18 protein-coding genes are annotated in these 14,684 nt (G+C 50.4%); all 18 read right to left on the bottom strand.

Annotated features, from left to right (window positions below):
• The 18 genes from BLT35_RS00695 to BLT35_RS00610 all read right to left on the bottom strand — a co-directional run bounded on the left by BLT35_RS00695 (nucleotide 1) and on the right by BLT35_RS00610 (nucleotide 14,664).
• A complete protein-coding gene (locus BLT35_RS00695) occupies nucleotides 1-717 on the bottom strand; it encodes a response regulator transcription factor (RefSeq protein ID WP_054819904.1) in 717 nt (238 codons plus the stop codon).
• A gap of 41 nt (nucleotides 718-758) precedes the next feature.
• Nucleotides 759-2,006 (bottom strand): cytochrome c biogenesis protein CcsA, encoded by a 1,248-nt coding sequence (ccsA, locus tag BLT35_RS00690; RefSeq protein WP_054819903.1) that lies wholly within the window; start codon nucleotides 2,004-2,006, stop codon nucleotides 759-761.
• On the bottom strand, nucleotides 2,003-3,679 hold the full coding sequence (gene resB / locus BLT35_RS00685) for a cytochrome c biogenesis protein ResB (protein ID WP_062408893.1): 1,677 nt from the start codon (nucleotides 3,677-3,679) through the stop codon (nucleotides 2,003-2,005). Before resB ends, ccsA begins: the two co-directional genes overlap by 4 nt.
• 34 nt (nucleotides 3,680-3,713) lie before the next feature.
• The gene (locus tag BLT35_RS00680; RefSeq protein WP_062408894.1) at nucleotides 3,714-4,232 is read right to left on the bottom strand and encodes a redoxin domain-containing protein; all 519 of its coding nucleotides are present in this window, start codon (nucleotides 4,230-4,232) and stop codon (nucleotides 3,714-3,716) included.
• Between the two features lie 67 nt (nucleotides 4,233-4,299).
• Nucleotides 4,300-5,061, bottom strand: a complete 762-nt coding sequence (locus BLT35_RS00675) for a pseudouridine synthase (RefSeq protein WP_062408895.1) — start codon at nucleotides 5,059-5,061, stop codon at nucleotides 4,300-4,302.
• Nucleotides 5,062-5,080: 19 nt separating this feature from the next.
• Nucleotides 5,081-5,422 (bottom strand): N-acetylmuramoyl-L-alanine amidase, encoded by a 342-nt coding sequence (locus BLT35_RS00670; RefSeq protein WP_062408896.1) that lies wholly within the window; start codon nucleotides 5,420-5,422, stop codon nucleotides 5,081-5,083.
• Between the two features lie 75 nt (nucleotides 5,423-5,497).
• Complete coding sequence (locus tag BLT35_RS00665; protein ID WP_062408897.1) at nucleotides 5,498-6,031, bottom strand: spore maturation protein; 534 nt, start codon at nucleotides 6,029-6,031, stop codon at nucleotides 5,498-5,500.
• A 6-nt stretch (nucleotides 6,032-6,037) separates the two neighbouring features.
• Nucleotides 6,038-6,637, bottom strand: a complete 600-nt coding sequence (locus BLT35_RS00660) for a nucleoside recognition domain-containing protein (RefSeq protein WP_054819902.1) — start codon at nucleotides 6,635-6,637, stop codon at nucleotides 6,038-6,040.
• Nucleotides 6,638-6,659: 22 nt separating this feature from the next.
• Nucleotides 6,660-7,832, bottom strand: coding sequence for a D-alanyl-D-alanine carboxypeptidase family protein (locus BLT35_RS00655; RefSeq protein ID WP_062408898.1), 1,173 nt, complete (start codon nucleotides 7,830-7,832; stop codon nucleotides 6,660-6,662).
• Between the two features lie 206 nt (nucleotides 7,833-8,038).
• Nucleotides 8,039-8,335, bottom strand: a complete 297-nt coding sequence (locus tag BLT35_RS00650; protein ID WP_074726796.1) for a DUF6509 family protein — start codon at nucleotides 8,333-8,335, stop codon at nucleotides 8,039-8,041.
• A 111-nt stretch (nucleotides 8,336-8,446) separates the two neighbouring features.
• Entirely contained in the window at nucleotides 8,447-9,379 is a 933-nt protein-coding gene (locus BLT35_RS00645; RefSeq protein WP_062408900.1) for a manganese-dependent inorganic pyrophosphatase, read from the bottom strand.
• Between the two features lie 164 nt (nucleotides 9,380-9,543).
• Entirely contained in the window at nucleotides 9,544-9,996 is a 453-nt protein-coding gene (locus BLT35_RS00640) for a DUF441 domain-containing protein (protein WP_054819901.1), read from the bottom strand.
• Between the two features lie 185 nt (nucleotides 9,997-10,181).
• The gene (gene ytfJ / locus BLT35_RS00635) at nucleotides 10,182-10,649 is read right to left on the bottom strand and encodes a GerW family sporulation protein (RefSeq protein ID WP_074726795.1); all 468 of its coding nucleotides are present in this window, start codon (nucleotides 10,647-10,649) and stop codon (nucleotides 10,182-10,184) included.
• Nucleotides 10,650-10,715: 66 nt separating this feature from the next.
• The gene (locus tag BLT35_RS00630) at nucleotides 10,716-11,408 is read right to left on the bottom strand and encodes a DUF2953 domain-containing protein (RefSeq protein ID WP_054819899.1); all 693 of its coding nucleotides are present in this window, start codon (nucleotides 11,406-11,408) and stop codon (nucleotides 10,716-10,718) included.
• A gap of 129 nt (nucleotides 11,409-11,537) precedes the next feature.
• Nucleotides 11,538-12,152 carry an SMC-Scp complex subunit ScpB gene (gene scpB, locus BLT35_RS00625; protein ID WP_054819898.1) on the bottom strand — a complete coding sequence of 205 codons (615 nt, stop codon included), beginning with the start codon at nucleotides 12,150-12,152 and terminating at the stop codon, nucleotides 11,538-11,540.
• On the bottom strand, nucleotides 12,121-12,906 hold the full coding sequence (locus BLT35_RS00620) for a segregation and condensation protein A (protein WP_062408901.1): 786 nt from the start codon (nucleotides 12,904-12,906) through the stop codon (nucleotides 12,121-12,123). Before BLT35_RS00620 ends, scpB begins: the two co-directional genes overlap by 32 nt.
• Nucleotides 12,907-12,943: 37 nt before the next feature.
• The gene (ribH, locus tag BLT35_RS00615) at nucleotides 12,944-13,414 is read right to left on the bottom strand and encodes a 6,7-dimethyl-8-ribityllumazine synthase (protein WP_062408902.1); all 471 of its coding nucleotides are present in this window, start codon (nucleotides 13,412-13,414) and stop codon (nucleotides 12,944-12,946) included.
• Nucleotides 13,415-13,443: 29 nt separating this feature from the next.
• On the bottom strand, nucleotides 13,444-14,664 hold the full coding sequence (locus BLT35_RS00610; RefSeq protein WP_074726794.1) for a bifunctional 3,4-dihydroxy-2-butanone-4-phosphate synthase/GTP cyclohydrolase II: 1,221 nt from the start codon (nucleotides 14,662-14,664) through the stop codon (nucleotides 13,444-13,446).
• Between the last annotated feature and the right edge of the window lie 20 nt (nucleotides 14,665-14,684).

Here is a 14,684-nt window from a genome sequence, read left to right as displayed (position 1 = left end):
TTACTTCGGCACCTCAAGCTTATAGCCCACGCCCCACACGGTTGTAATCATGGAGGCCGCTTCCGGCGATACTTTATTCAGCTTTTCGCGCAAACGTTTTACATGCGTATCAACGGTCCGCAGATCACCGAAAAACTCGTAATTCCAAACATCCTTCAGAAGCTCTTCCCTGGAGAATACCTTATCCGGCGATACGGCCAAATAATGAAGCAGCTCATATTCTTTCGGAGTCAAGGCAACCTCCTGTCCGCCGGCCGTCACCCGATGCGCATCATGCTCGATCACCAGGTTAGGAAATACGATATTGTTGCTGGAATTGACTTCCTTGGACAAATAAGCGGTAACCGAGGAACGCCTTAATATGGCCTTCACGCGATAGATCACCTCGCGCGGACTGAACGGCTTAACGACATAATCGTCAGCCCCGGATTCGAAGCCTTGTACGCGATTGGTTTCTTCCCCTTTCGCCGTCAGCATGATGATGGGCGTCGATTTAACTTGACGCAGCCGTGCGCACACTTCATTACCGTCAATGCCCGGAAGCATGATGTCGAGCAATATCAAGTCGTAGTCCGTTTCGAGAGCTTTCCGAAGCGCCGTCTCCCCGTCCTCCGCTTCATCGATATGGTAATTCTCTTTCTCCAGATACATCCGCAAGAGCCGGCGGATCCGTTCTTCATCATCCACAACCAAAATACGCGTATTTGTGTCTGTCATGGATATCCCTCTTTTCTTCAGATGTAAAAGATATGGCGCCGCTACGTACCGGAGTAGGAGTGCAGCCCGGCAATAACCAGATTGACGCCAATAAGCGTAAACATCACGACGAGAAAGCCGATAACCGAAAGCCATGCCGATTTCTTGCCCTGCCAGCCGCGGGACAGCCGAAAATGCAGGTACGCAGCATAAAAGAGCCACACGATGAGCGCCCACACTTCTTTGGGATCCCAGCCCCAGAAGCGCCCCCAGGCTTTTTCCGCCCAAATCATGGCAAAAATTAATGCGCCCAGCGTAAAAATAGGATAGCCTATGGCAATCGAACGGTAACTGATTTCATCGACATCGTCCGGGTCAATCCCTTTCATCAACGGCTGCAGAGCCCGGCCAAGCGGCTTTCTTGCAATCCGCCGGAGCAGAGAATAGAGTACGATCCCAAGCAAAATCGACCAGATCACCGTATTCAGCTTCCTGCCGGCGTTCGCTCCCTCCATCCAAGAAGGCGCCTCGAACAGCGGCTGCGTCATGCCCAGAAACGGCTTCATTTCCACCAGCTCGCTCTGGTAAGGCTTGACGATCGGCGGAAGCACATATTCGACCCGATTCGTGACCACCTGTTCCACTTTATTCTGGTCCAATATCTTCTCTTGATGCGTAAAGACCGCTTCGTATCCCGCCGCTTTAAAGCTGAATACGGATACGACGAAAGCCACAATCATAATCAGGGTGAACAGGGTGAATTCGACGCCGCGTTGCTCCCACCGCTCGCTGCGGCTCGTTCCTTCAAAGTTGACGCTTTGCAGCAGGTACATGATACCGGCCGCGAAGCCAACGGCAAAGAAGGCCTCGCCCAAAGCAGCGGTGGTCACGTGAATTTTGAGCCAGTAGCTCTGAAGTGCAGGAATCAAAGGCTGAATTTCCTGCGGAAATACCGACGCATAGCCAATCATAATGATGGCTACAGGCAGGGCGAAGACGCCGAGTGCTTGAGCCCGATAAATCAAATATAACACAATAAACGCAAGAACAATCATCATGCCGAGGAACGTCATAAATTCAAACATATTGCTGGTCGGGATATGTCCCGCCTCTATCCAACGGGTGAAGAAGAAGGTCACATGGAACAAGAAACCGAAAATCGTCAAGCCAATGCCAATCTTGCCCCAACGCCGGCCATAGTTTTCCGGATCCGTCACCCGCACCGATTTTTGCCCCGTGATGCCGATGACAAAACCGATCATGGCTATACAATATATGATAAAAGCAACGAACAAGAAAGTACTGCTCACGTTTGGACCTCCTTTCTTTCCAATATTTTGGGATCGATGTCGATTCCCGATTTTTGCAGGACCTGCGCCACCTCTTTACGAATCCCGTACCAATTTTTGTTCGTGTGCGCCCCGAGCGCCAGCCGCCCGTTATCAATGCGCAGCCACACCCGGCGGTGGTGCCAATAAAATCCCATCACCAGACCGATCATGGAGATCGCCGCTCCGACCCATATGAACGGCATGGCACGATCCACTCTAATATTCAAGAAACTGATATACTCCGATATTTGGACATCGTCCATAGACCCTACGGATAGCTCCAGCTTGTCCGCTAAAGCGCCGTTAATTTCATCCTGACGGAAGTTCACCTTATCTACCTGCCGAGGGAAGTACATATAAGGCTCGCCTTCCGGCTTCAATCCCGGTCCCTTGATCTCAAAAACGAATGCCGGCTTGACCGGATCGTTGGATTTCGTCAGCGGCATTCCCTTGTTGTCCATTCCAAAATCCGGAAAATAAGCTTTTAATTTCAGCTCGTAAGGGCCGGCCTTATAGCTTTCTGCAGGCTTCTTCATCGAGATGTCGAAGCTGCCGTAGTTTTCGCCGGTTTGCTTGTTTTTTAGCGATGGCTTGACGGATAGCAGCATCGGTGACATTTTGAAGTCGAATTGAAAGGCCATGAGCCCTTCATACATCAGAGGCTCATTGACCTGGATGTCATGACGATGCACCTCCGTAAGAACCGGTTCCTTCACCGGATCATCGCAATCCGCCGTACATTTGTACAATACAGCCTCCGTTTTGTAAACCTTGGGTACGATCTGACCTTTTTCACGGAAATCCTCTGACATTTCTTCTTCTGTGTATAATTCCAGCGTAAATTTTTCGTTTTTCAGATAATAAGGCGTATCCGGTATTTTGACCAGCTGTCCTTCAGGAAAAGCCAGATGCTGGTCCATATGCCATCCGGGAATACTCCGCATCAGTACAGCCGCCAGAAAAATAATGAGACCGATATGATTAATATAAGGCCCCCAGCGGCTGAACCGGTTTTTCTCGGCCAGCAAGGCCGTACCGTCGGTATATACACGGTATCGCCGCTTGCGCAGCAGCCCGGCGGCCTTCTCCGTCCATTCCAGCGACGCCTTCTCTCCGAGCTCCGCTCCCGGAATCTCTCCGACGTAGGATACCTTCTGTCTCGTGATGAAACTGGTGTGCTTTCGGATCTGCTGCTTGCTGAGTGCACGATACAGCGGCAGAACCCTGTCCAGACTGCACACGACAAGGGAGGTGCCGATCATAAACAAAAGCGTGATAAACCACCATGATTCAAAGGTGTGCGTCAGCCCCAGCAAATAATAAATGTGGCCGATGGTTCCGTACGTCTCCTTGTAATATACCGACGGATCGATATTCAAGAACGTGTTCTCTTGCGGGTAAATGGTGCCGAGCGAGGCGCCGATCAATGTGATGATAATCAGCCAGATGGCAACTTTGACCGAGGAAAAAAAACTCCACACCCGGTCAAGCACACCGGGATTGGTCCGCTGGGAACGTCTTGCCACCCCGTCATACCGCATCTCAAGCGGCTCGTCGCCGCCATCATCCGTCAGAGGCTTGCCGCAGGATTCGCACAGAACCGTGCCGACATGATTCTGATGCCCGCATTCGCATTTTGTATTGTGAATCATGTGACCTCCTTGGTTACATCTGATTTTCTCTAAGTTACTTCAGCATGGCTGAAACCGTTTGTTCGATAAAGGGTTCATCCATTTCACCGATGCGGATGTGTTTGACAATGCCGTCAGGTCCGACAAAAAAGGTCGTCGGATACTGCGACACCCCGTAACGTTTACGAATTTCTTCGTTTTTGTCCATCAGGATAGGGAACGTCACCTTGTATTGCTGAATGAAATTTTCTACGGCTACTTTCGGTTCATCCAAATTCAGCCCGAGCACGACCAGCTGATCTCCCCATTTGGCATGCTGCCGTTCCAAAGCAGGCATCTCGTTGCGGCACGGCTCGCAGAATGTCCCCCAAAAATTAACGACAACCGCCTTCCCCTTAAAATCGGACAGCTCATAGGTATTCCCATCAAGTCCAAGCAGCTTGAAATTGGGAGCCGGAGCCCCTTGGGTCGGCTTTTTGTCGCCGGAGTACAGCTGGCTTGCGAGGGTCAACGCGCCGATTACCACGATCACGGCAAAAATAGTGATTTGGATCCATTGTCTATGCTTTCCCATGATCACTCACCTTCAAACCATTGGATGTAAATCCTTTTTTCATTATAGCGAAAAATGTCATAAACGATTATTCGCCTTTTTGAATTTTATGTGTCTTGCCGCCGCCTGCCGAGAGCGCTTCATTCCTCAATTCTTCCACTTCCTGAGGGGTCAAATGACGGAATTTGCCCCTGGGCAGGCCGGAAAGCTGAAGGGGGCCGAACTGAACCCGCTTCAGCTTAATGATCGGATGATGAATGGCATCGAACATGCGCCGTACCTGCCGGTTGCGTCCTTCATATATGGTAATTTTGATGACCGCTTCCTTCTTGTCCATATCCACGTCCTGATATTCTACCTCAGCCGGCGAGGTCATGCCGTCGTCCAGCTCGATGCCGTTTCTCAGCTTGTCCAATTGTGTTCCATGCGGGATCCCTTTGACCGTTGCCAGATAGGTGCGCGGCACATGATGCTTCGGATGCGTAAGCAGATGGGCAAAATCGCCATCGTTGGTCAGCAAAAGCAGTCCCTCGGTATCATAATCGAGCCGACCGATCGGATAAATGCGCTCTTTCATGTTTTTGAAAAATTCGGTAACCGTTTTGCGGCCCTCCGGGTCCTTGGCGCTGGTAATGACGCCCTTGGGCTTGTTAAAGATCACATATACCTTCGCTTGTCGCCGGATCGGACGCCCGTCCACTTTAATAAAATCCTGGGACGGATCAACCTTGACGCCCAGGGTAGTGACTACCTGATCATTGACTTCCACGCGTCCGGCGGTAATCAACTCCTCGCATTTTCGACGGGAGGCCACACCCGCTTCGGCCAATACTTTTTGCAAACGTTCCATTTTGTCGATTCACCTCAAGCTAATGATACCTATCCTCAGGCGAAATCACAAGTTGAGACCACGGAAAAAAGCGGCCCGGACACGAATTCGTATGCGGAAATATGTCGGCCGGGTGAAACTTGTATGAATCGGAGAGCTTTTGAATCAATTTGTTCAGCAAAAACAACTGTTCCTTCTCTTCTGTGTTGTACTCTATAGGAAGCACGGAGAAATCACCTTCGAGGCAAATGTGGATGTACAGAGGGTCGGTTTGTTCGGAAGAAGGGATGATGGCGCCGCTTTTGGCAATAAAGAAATCATACCCTTTTCCGTTTATAGCGGGACAGACGGAATGATGAACGATAATTCCGTAAAACTGCACGCAGCTCACCTCTTCCGGGTTGACTGCTTACAGTATATGTGCGGATAGCGGAGGGGTTCCATGCGGGACTTGCCATCAAACGAATACGAGGTAGCAGATAACGACGGAAGCGATAAACCCGACGGCGTCGGAGATCAGACCCACCTTCAAGGCGTAGCTGGCCTTGCGGATGCCGATCGCCCCGAAATACACGGTAATCACATAAAGTGTTGTATCGGTGCTGCCCTGAATGGTCGATGCGATGCGTCCTACCAAGGAGTCGGGGCCAAACTGCGAGATCAGGTCCGTAGTGAAGGCAAGTGAACCGGCGCCGGTAATCGGTCTCAGAAAAGCGAGGGGAACGACCTCGGTAGGCAGACCGATCGCTTCGCAGATCGGCTTCAGCCATCCGGTAAACAGATCCATAGCCCCGGAGGCGCGAAACACGCTGATGGCAACCATCATCCCGACCAGATGAGGGATAATGCGGATAGCCGTATCAAACCCGTCCTTGGCTCCGTCTACGAACGATTCGTAGACGGGCACTTTACGATAAGCCGCATAAAGCGGAATGAAGACGATAATGACGGGGATGGCCCATGAGGAAATTAAATTGACCAAATCATACACGTGCCATCATCCTTTCCCCGATCCGAGCGGCGAGCTCTTGCTCCGATACCAGCGGTCAACCATAATGGCGGCCGCGGTGGAGATGAAGGTAGCCAAAAGTGTGGTTCCGACGATTTCCGCCGGATTGGCCGAATTGTAGCTCATGCGGATGGCGATCAGCGTCGTAGGAATCAACGTAATACTGGCGGTATTCAGCGCAAGCAGCGTGCACATCGCCGGACTCGCAATATCCTTGTTCGGATTCAGCTTCTGCAGCTCCTGCATCGCCTTAATTCCCATCGGTGTGGCGGCATTGCCCAAACCAAAGATGTTGGCGCTCATATTCGACATGATATATCCGAGCGCCGGATGATTCCGGGGGACCCCCGGGAATAAAGAACGGACTACGGGGCTCAGCAGCCTGGACATTTTCTGCAGCAGTCCGGCGTCCTCGGCGATCCGCATCATGCCTAGCCAGAACACCATAATGCTGATCAATCCGAAGCATACGGTTACGCCGCTCTTGGCACCGTCGAAAACCGCTTCCGTCACCAGATCGATTCTTCCTTGAAAAGCCGCTACAATAAAGCCGGCTACCATAAAAAACAACCAGATGTAATTGACCATGAACGTTCGCTCTCCTTCCCGTTTACTTGACTTGACCGGTAAAGAGCACACGGGATAATGCCTGAAGAATATACAGCCATTCTCTGGCGCGCGCTTCATTCAACATTTCCATTTCCGTGAGGGAAAAGGAAGAACGGTCATTCAAATGAAGACGGGGACTGTCCTTTGCGTACAAAGGAACGGAACCGATCGGTTTGCCGTCCAGCAGGAACTGCAGATGCCCCGCTTCACCAAGCCTGTATGCCGTTGATCCGGCGTCATTCATCACCAATTGCCGCGTAAACCGGCTCCGTTCTGCTTCTTCCGCCGGGTAGCTGAACGATCCGCCGGCTGCGAGGTCTGTGCCTAACACGGGTTCTCCTGAACGGATGAAGGGGACAAGGGGGTAATGCTTGAAGCCGTAATCCAGGAGTCTGGCGTGATCGATCCAATCGTTCGGATCGTTCAACGTCACCGCAGCGAGCTGCTGCCCTCCTCTGGTTGCTGAGGAGACAAGACATCGTTTGGCAAGCTTGGTATATCCGGTTTTGACCCCGTCAGCGCCTTCATACAGCGATAGCATCTTATTTTTATTGACCCAGGAATAGTCCCAGGATTCATTCGGATTAGGCACTTTTTTCACTTTCGTTTTGACGATTTCCTGGAAGACCGGATTTTTGAGCGCGTAGGCCGTCAGCCTGGCCATATCGTTCGCCGTGGAATAATGCCCTTCCGCATCGAGCCCGGAAGGATTTTTGAAGCTGGAATTCGTCATCCCGATCATCCGCGCCTTCTCATTCATTAAAAAGGCGAAGCCCTCTACGCTGCCGCCGACATGCTCGGCGATCGTCATCGCTGCGTCATTGCCGGATCGAAGCATCAGTCCATACAAAAGGTCCTTCAAGCTCATTTCTTCATCCAGCCTTAAATAAATAGAAGATCCTTCGGTTCCGAACGCATTCTTGCCGACCTTCGCCATATCGCTCAGTTTCCCGTGTTCAATCGCCACTATTGCAGTCATGATCTTGGTCAGACTGGCGATTCTCATCGGCTTATCCCCTTGGACGCTGAACAGAAGCCGCCCTGAGGTGACATCGATCAGCGCCGCGCTTTCTGCGCTGGTGGATACGCCGGGCGCCGCCTGGACCTCTGCAGGCAGCAAGCCTCCCGTACAAACGAGTAGTAAAGCAAGTAGCAGCAGACATCCTTTTCTCATCCTAAATCCTCCCGCAAGCCATCCTTTGGAAACGAAGCCGCCGCCACCTAAGGGCAGGCCCATTCCTTCTCATCTTGTACATATATATGCATTCAGGACAAGGTTATGTATGGCTTGACCGAATCAGGCCGACCGGGCGAATCAGATACTTTCATTAAAAAAAGATGAATACATCCGGAACGGATATACTCATCTTTTTTATAGATTTATTTCACGGCCTTGGGCAGGTGCTCTTTACAATAAGCGTCTACCGTTTGTTCTTCATCTTCTTCCAGATCGAACTCCAGATACCGTTCTGTCGTTTTTTCGAAAATTTCGTATTTCACGAGATTGGTTTTATTTTCGTCCACACGATAAATGACCCTAATATATAAACCGTTCTCTGAGTATAGCTCATCATCCTCAGAAACCTCGACATCAAGCAAAAACTCATACCGCTCTCCGGACAAGATGCCGAAGGGGTCTTTGATCCATTCGACTTTATGGCCGATAATGGTCAACATGCTGTCATTCCCTTCTCAACATTGGCGATTGCCGCTTTATCATCGGACAAAGGCTGCCGGACCCAACGGCCGGCAGCCTTTCTTACTTGGAATCTATCCAACGCGGATGATTCAGTTTTTGTTAAAAATGTCGGTCAGCACAGGTACGATTTGCGATTTACGTGATACTACGCCTTTAAGAACGGCTTTATTATCAACCAGCTTTACATTGTACGCTTGCTCTACGGCATTCGCCTTATTGCCGAGGGCCAAAGCAATGGAATCGTTATTTAAAATATCCGTTACAACGAAAAGGAACAAATCCAAGCCTTTTTCCGAAATGATTTGCGAAAGAGCCGCTTCCAGCTCCGCTTGGCGAGAAAGAACATCGTTCGTATCAACAGCGTTAACTTGAGCGATTTCAACCTTGGAGCCTCCCATTTGGAATTCCTTAGAATCCAGGGAGATCAGTTGGCTGATCGTTTTGTCGCTCAAATCAGCACCGGCTTTGAGCATTTCCAAACCGTAGCTCTCGGCATTCACGCCGGCGATTTCGGCCAGCTCACGTGCCGCAGCCACATCTTCCTCCGTGCAAGTCGGCGATTTGAATAGAAGCGAATCGGAAATAATAGCGGATAACATCAAGCCTGCAATAGGTTTATCAATGGAGATCCCGTTTTCTTTATACAATTTTTTGAGAATCGTCGCTGTGCAGCCGACCGGTTCGGCACGGTAATACAAAGGACCGCTGGTTTCAAAATTCGCGATACGGTGGTGGTCGATCACCTCTGCCACGCGAACCTGATCGATGTCCGTCGCACTTTGCTGGCGTTCATTGTGATCGACCAAAATGACGCTTTTTACTTCATTGGCTACGGTCTCAACCAGACGAGGCGCCTCAACATTGAATTGTTTCAATGCATGCTGCGTTTCCCCATTGATCTCGCCCAAACGGACGGGTTCCACATTTTGACCCAATTTGGTTTTCAAATCAGCATACGCAATTGCAGAACAAATGGAATCCGTATCCGGATTTTTATGCCCGAAGATAAGTACTTTTTCCATGATCTTACTCCCTTATTCTTTTTTTATTAGCGAGAAAAGTATACCTTAGAACGATATTCACAATCAAGATTATATCATAATATCCTTCTAACTCCTATTATTTTAGTAGGAATACTTAAACCTTTCAATAGCCATGGAATATGTATGCACGAACTGCAGCCGGATTACATTCTCCCGATCATAAGGGATAAAATGCCGGCGGCAATCAGCGGGCCCACAGGAACCCCCTTGAATAGCGCTACACCCAGAATGGTACCAGTTAATAATCCTGTTGTGATCGCAGGCTGATTCAGCATCAGGGAAGCCCCACGACCGCCCAGATAAGCGACGAGGATCCCGACGGCAACGGCAAGCAGCGACTTCCAATGCAGAAAATTCTGCGCTAGCGCTTGAAGCGTCAGTTTCCCGCTGGCGACCGGCGTCATGATGCCGATCGTCAAGATAATAATCCCCAAAGTAAGTCCGTGCTTTTCCAGAAACGGAAATGCCTGATGAAGGTTGAGAGCTCTCAAGAGAAGCAGGACAACCATGGCGACGGTAATGGAGGTATTGCTGGATAGAATGCCGAGTGCTGCAAAAAGCAGCAGAATTAACGAAGGCATATCGAGTTGATGCATTTTGGCATCTCCCTTCTTCTATAAATCGCATGAAAATGACTCCTAAGTAAATATAAAGAAATCCTCGGCAAAGAGCAACCGAATCAAGAAAACAGTAAAGCTGCCCCGGTCGCGGGAGCAGCTTCTTATGGGTTAAAGCCATCGTGTTCCAAGAAAGGGATGAAGTAATATTCATCTGAAGAATGTTACACGATGTAATTCTCATTCTCGACAGAGGTTACCGTAGATGTTTCTCCTGCATCCTTTTTGGAATTCGCCTTGATCATCGATTGAAGCCGGTCGACCACGTGCGGAGCCGAGTCGATCAGCCGTTCCACCAGATGCGTCTGGTTATCCAGCGGCAAAATTTTCACGCCGTTCTTGCCTACGACCAAGAAAGCGATTGGCGTAATGGATACCCCGCCGCCGCTGCCGCCGCCGAAGGGCAATGCGATGGATGCGTTATGCGCATCGTTGCGGCTAACACTGCTGCCATCTTCAACATTGTAATCACTGCCGCCTGCAGCAAAGCCAAATGCCACTCGGGATATAGGCATAATTACGCTGCCGTCAGGGGTCTCCACAGGGTCGCCGACAATCGTATTCACATCGACCATAGCCTTAATATTTTCCATTGATGTTTTCATTAAACCTTGAATCGGATGTTCGCTCATGAAAATATACCTCCTTGAAAGATGACTTGACCTAAACACTTATATCGTGTCCTTTAAGAGGTATGATTATGTAGATCCCGAGCTTCCGGCAGGAAGCAGAACGTTCCGCCATACCTTAAGGCCACCTTTGACTTTAAGGATGCGCAACAGAAGCCGTAAGCCGGCACTAACCAGATATACCAGTCGAATTTGCAGGATGCACGCTCCTTCGATCACAAACAGCTTTTGGTTGAAAGCCGGCATAACCTGAAGTTGGGGCTGGGTATCCAATTGGATAAAACGGAACAGAAATCTGAGGATCATGGATTTGATCCCCCAGATGCTCCCCACCAGTAATGCCGTCTCGGGGGCATCCCCGATGCCGACAGAGGTCCTCCAATTGAACTGCGTACAATGGATTCGGCGCATCGTTCCGGATAACCATTCTTGAAAATGAAAGCAATGCTGAAGCAGGACCTGTACTTTTTCATAGGCTTCCTTCATTTTCTCCAGATTAATCTGCTTCTTCTGGTCCTTCATAAGCCTGTCGGCCGTCACATTCACTTGAGCCGTGTGCAGTTCAAATCCCTCCGCCCAGTTTTTGAAGCGAATCGTCGGAACATAGTAATTCACCTGCACAAGGCCGAAGAGAGCGCGGAGATTCAATAAAATTTCATCATTTTTATCTTGATGGGTAAACGTTATCCGGATCCGAACCTGGCTTAGTGCCAAGAGAACGATCAGCGCGCCGATCATCCCGGCGGCCCAAGCCCAAAACATATCAAGCAACCCCTTCCTGCAGGTAAGCCATCGTCCCGAAAACATTAAGAAAACCCCTGAATGACAAGAAGCTTGCCGCTTCTTTTTCCTCAGGAGTTAGTATAGCCCTGCTTAGGCGAAACATACATGTCAGATTTGATCCGCCGGATCAATCTCGTCGATCGTCATTTGCTTTCCATCCAGCTTCTCAAACAGAAGCCGCGTTTCTTCTTCCAGATTATCCTCGTTCTCGAACATCGTTGTTTCCGGCAAATCGGCAAGCGAGGCCAATCCAAAATAATCCAGAAACGATTTGGTGGTTCCATATAATATCGGCCGTCCGGGTGCGTCAGCGCGGTCTACTTCCTGGATCAAATCCTTGGCAACCAGCGTTTGCAGCGCACGGTCCGATTTCACCCCGCGAATTTCCTCAATATCAATACGGGTAATCGGCTGTCTGTAGGCAACTATGGCGAGCGTTTCCAGTGCGGCTTGCGATAAAGATGATCGGGATGGCGAATAAGCCAGACGTTCAAAATAAGGTGCGTGTTCGGGCAGCGTCGCCAGCTGGTAGGTCCCGGCAAGCTCGACGATCTGAAGGCCTCTGCCCTGCCTCTTCATGTCCGACTGCAAATCCAATATCATCTCGCGGATAAAATTGGCGTCCTGCTCCAGCACCTCAGACAACTGCTTGGCATCAAGCCCTTCATCTCCCGCCACAAACAGCAAGCCTTCAATAACTGATTTCATCTGTCCAAAGTCCATTCGCCGTTCCATCCTCTCTTGCCTGTATCACAATGTCGTCAAAAAGCCGGTGCTGAAAGCAAATAATCCGTTTGATCTTCATCAGCTCCAGCATTGCCAAAAACGTCACCACTACCGCTTCCCTTGTCGTATCCTCTTGCAAAAGTCTGGAGAAAAGCACTTTGCCTCCCTGGCTCTCCAGCGCTTCGAGCACCTCAAGCATCCGGTCCTTGACGGAAATTTCGTCTTTACGGATTTTGGCGATGGCTTGCCGGCTGTGCATGCGGCGCAGCGCTTTGCGAAACGCATGAACCAGATCGGCAACATGAAGTCCCTTCACCGGATTTTCAATGACTGTAGAGACGTATGGAGTTAAGTCCTCGGGCTCCCGCGTAAAAATCAGACTGCGTTCCACTTCTTTATCCCGTAAATGATCGGCTATCGCTTTATATTTGCGGTATTCAATCAGCTTTGCAACAAGTTCCGCCCTTGGATCGTAATCCTCATCCATCATATAGTCGTCAAATTCCAGGTCCACAACAGGCGGCTTGGGCAGCAGCATTTTGCTTTTAATCGACAACAAGGTGGCCGCCATGACGAGAAACTCGCTCGTCACTTCAAGCTCAAGCTCCTGCATGGCGTCCAAATATTCCATGTATTGATCCGTAATGTCTTTGATTGGAATGTCGTAAATGTCGACTTCCGCCTTATCAATCAAATGGAGCAGCAAATCAAGGGGGCCCTCAAAGGTTTCAAGTTTTACCGTGACTTTCACTTTCCGTTCGTTCCCCCTTAAGTCATGCCTTCAACGTTTATTTTGAGAATTGCTTGGCCAAGTTGGCCATTTCTATCGCGCTAGCGGCCGCTTCCCAGCCTTTGTTGCCGGCTTTGGTTCCCGCACGCTCCACGGCCTGCTCAATCGAGTCGGTCGTCAGAACGCCGAAGATGGTAGGTACGCCGGTTTTGAGCGCGATCGCTGCGACGCCTTTAGCCGCCTCGTTGCACACATAATCAAAATGAGGAGTTGAACCGCGGATGACGGCACCTAACGTGATCACGGCGTCGTACCGGCCGCTTTCAGCCATTTTTTGTGCGATCAAAGGAATTTCAAAAGCTCCCGGAACCCAGGCGATTTCGATTTCATCTTCTTGTACGCCATGGCGCTTCAATGCGTCCAGAGCGCCGCCCAGCAGCTTGTTGGTAATAAATTCATTGAAACGTCCAACCACAATACCGTACTTTAATCCCTGTGATACCAAATGTCCTTCGTATATTTTCGCCATAACGCTCTAACATCCCTTCATGTTCAAAATTATTTTTTCACGCCAAAATCGAGCAGATGGCCAAGCTTGGCCTGTTTCGTGTGCAAATAAACCGTGTTGTCTTCGTTTTCTTCCATTTGGATAGGTATCCGTTCGATGACTTCGAGACCGTAGCCTTCCAGCCCGCGAATTTTGCGGGGGTTGTTCGTCAGCAGCCGGATTTTTCTCACGCCAAGATCCTTCAAAATTTGCGCCCCGATGCCGTAATCCCGCAAATCGGGCGCAAAGCCCAGCTTCAGGTTCGCGTCTACTGTATCGAATCCCTGCTCCTGCAGCTTGTAAGCCTTCAGCTTGTTGATCAGCCCGATGCCCCGTCCCTCCTGACGCATATAGAGGAGCACCCCGGCGCCCGCCTCGTCGATTTGCTTCAAGGCTGCGGCAAGCTGCGGTCCGCAATCGCAGCGGTGGGAATGAAATACATCGCCGGTCAGGCATTCGGAATGAACACGCACCAAGGTAGGGCGGTCGCTGTCAATCTTGCCCTTGACCAAGGCCACATGCTCCTTTTGATCCACGACATTCGTATAAGCGATCGCTTGGAAGACGCCGAAATCGGTTGGCATCCTGACTTCGACTTCACGCTGAACAAGCTTTTCCTTATGATTACGGTATTTGATCAAATCTTGAATCGTGATGATTTTGATGCCGTGCTTCCGGCTGATTTCCATCAGATCAGGCACCCTCGCCATCTCTCCGTCTTCCTTGATCACCTCACAAATGACCCCGGCCGGGTAGGCTCCGCATAAGTTGGCCAGATCTACCGCCGCTTCGGTATGGCCGGCACGGCGCAGCACTCCGCCTTTCTTGGCGATCAGCGGGAAAATATGCCCCGGCCGGCGGAAGCTTTGCGGCTTGGTACGCTTGTCGATCAGCGCCATGACTGTCCGCGAACGCTCCGAAGCCGAAATCCCTGTCGTCGTTTCGATGTGGTCTACGGACACCGTAAACGCGGTGCCGTGGTAGTCCGTATTCCGCGAAACCATCGGCGGCAGGTCAAGCTCCTTGGCCCGTTCCCCGGTAATCGGTACGCATACCAGACCGCGGCCTTCTTTGATCATGAAGTTGATGACCTCGGGCGTCGCCTTTTCGGCCAAAGCGACGAAGTCGCCTTCATTCTCGCGGTCTTCGTCATCCACAACGATAATGACTTTGCCGAGTATCAGATCGTAAATCGCTTCTTCGATCGAATGAAAACGGATTGGCTCTTCCATTGCTCTCACTCCTTTTTTTC

Source organism: Paenibacillus naphthalenovorans, assembly GCF_900099895.1.
GTDB classification, from domain to species: Bacteria; Bacillota; Bacilli; order Paenibacillales; family NBRC-103111; genus Paenibacillus_G; species Paenibacillus_G naphthalenovorans.
Note: the sequence above shows the minus strand (reverse complement) of the source record. Positions and strands in the feature narration are given on the sequence as shown.

Excerpts from the sequence above, each read along its gene's own strand:
- BLT35_RS00675 (WP_062408895.1), bottom strand. The coding sequence starts at position 5,061 with ATGGAACGTTTGCAAAAAGTATTGGCCGAAGCGGGTGTGGCCTCCCGT.
- BLT35_RS00640 (WP_054819901.1), bottom strand. The coding sequence starts at position 9,996 with ATGCATCAACTCGATATGCCTTCGTTAATTCTGCTGCTTTTTGCAGCA.
- scpB (WP_054819898.1), bottom strand. The coding sequence starts at position 12,152 with ATGGACTTTGGACAGATGAAATCAGTTATTGAAGGCTTGCTGTTTGTG.
- BLT35_RS00695 (WP_054819904.1), bottom strand. The coding sequence starts at position 717 with ATGACAGACACAAATACGCGTATTTTGGTTGTGGATGATGAAGAACGG.
- ribH (WP_062408902.1), bottom strand. The coding sequence starts at position 13,414 with ATGGCGAAAATATACGAAGGACATTTGGTATCACAGGGATTAAAGTAC.
- BLT35_RS00660 (WP_054819902.1), bottom strand. The coding sequence starts at position 6,637 with ATGGTCAATTACATCTGGTTGTTTTTTATGGTAGCCGGCTTTATTGTA.
- BLT35_RS00655 (WP_062408898.1), bottom strand. The coding sequence starts at position 7,832 with ATGAGAAAAGGATGTCTGCTGCTACTTGCTTTACTACTCGTTTGTACG.
- BLT35_RS00630 (WP_054819899.1), bottom strand. The coding sequence starts at position 11,408 with ATGTTTTGGGCTTGGGCCGCCGGGATGATCGGCGCGCTGATCGTTCTC.
- ytfJ (WP_074726795.1), bottom strand. The coding sequence starts at position 10,649 with ATGAGCGAACATCCGATTCAAGGTTTAATGAAAACATCAATGGAAAAT.
- resB (WP_062408893.1), bottom strand. The coding sequence starts at position 3,679 with ATGATTCACAATACAAAATGCGAATGCGGGCATCAGAATCATGTCGGC.
- BLT35_RS00645 (WP_062408900.1), bottom strand. The coding sequence starts at position 9,379 with ATGGAAAAAGTACTTATCTTCGGGCATAAAAATCCGGATACGGATTCC.
- BLT35_RS00680 (WP_062408894.1), bottom strand. The coding sequence starts at position 4,232 with ATGGGAAAGCATAGACAATGGATCCAAATCACTATTTTTGCCGTGATC.
- BLT35_RS00610 (WP_074726794.1), bottom strand. The coding sequence starts at position 14,664 with ATGGAAGAGCCAATCCGTTTTCATTCGATCGAAGAAGCGATTTACGAT.
- BLT35_RS00650 (WP_074726796.1), bottom strand. The coding sequence starts at position 8,335 with ATGTTGACCATTATCGGCCATAAAGTCGAATGGATCAAAGACCCCTTC.